General features: G+C 40.4%; 1 protein-coding gene. It reads right to left on the bottom strand.

Annotation, left to right across the window (positions count from 1 at the left end; all coding sequences use genetic code 11):
- Window positions 1-33 precede the first annotated feature (33 nt).
- A complete protein-coding gene (locus ABD892_RS10565) occupies window positions 34-252 on the bottom strand; it encodes a hypothetical protein (RefSeq protein ID WP_345195587.1) in 219 nt (72 codons plus the stop codon).
- Window positions 253-1073 lie beyond the last annotated feature (821 nt).

Genomic DNA, 1073 nt, shown 5'->3' on the forward strand with positions numbered 1-1073 from the left:
ATTCCGAGACTGGCAAATATTATCGAATACGCCTCATGCTGGCTGCCATGTGGTCTGCACAGGAGTTTTTGAGTACTTACCTGAAACTCGCTCCTTGAAATTATTCTTCTTAGCGGATTCGATTTCATTGGTGTAAAGGCCGGGAATGTATTCCAGACCTTGCCCTGTGCCACGTTTTTGCTCTTTAAGCCAGCTTGTAAGTTGCTTCTCGCTTCTGGAATAAGGCGAATGCTTTATATCTTTCCTAGGCATAAAAACTACACTACCTGTTGATAACTTGACAGGCAGTGTAGTCAATTAATTGGCGTTGTTTACCAACTTAATGCTCTGATTTACTGACTAATTGCACCGGTTTACCGACTTAATGCACTATTTACCGACTTAATTGCCTCTGTCTCACGTGGTGTGACATAGGCAATTGTGTCGGTAAATAAGACTGTCTGTAACCTACTGAAAAATATGAAATTAAAACATATGTTTGAATTTTGTCAGTATAATTAAGTTGGTAAATAAATCTTCAGGTTTATCAGAAAGTCGTGCAATAAGTTGGTAAGTGAAAAACTAATTGTAAAACAATTAGATAGAGCGTTATTTTGAATTGTTTACCACTCGGGATTTGCTTGCTGAAATTGGTCTGTTTCGTGGCATTAAACTACGGACTTGGTTTGTTTGGCTACTCCATGGCACTCATTCACTCTGCCTTGCAGGGTAGAATCGATGGGGGAGGTCGTTTCTTAGATTCTTCTCAGCCGTTTACATGACGGTTCACAATCCAAGCGCAAGAAAAAATTCACCCTGCAACTTCTCAGCCGTCTACATGACGGTTCACACGCTTTTTGCGATATAAGTGTTTTTGACAGATAGCCTATTAAGCTGGGAAATGGTAACAACTCCAACTAGCTGTTTTTAGAAGAATTGAAATGACTATTTGATTCCTGATTACCACCATTCATCAGCCACTGTAGAGGCTAATACTCTGAAACTCTTGACGGGTGCGTATTCTGGCACAACTTGAACACCGATTCTGGTAACTCTTGAACACCCATTCTGGTAAGTCTTGAACACTGATTCTG

Source organism: Kistimonas scapharcae (assembly GCF_039540975.1).
Classification (GTDB): Bacteria; Pseudomonadota; Gammaproteobacteria; order Pseudomonadales; family Endozoicomonadaceae; genus Kistimonas; species Kistimonas scapharcae.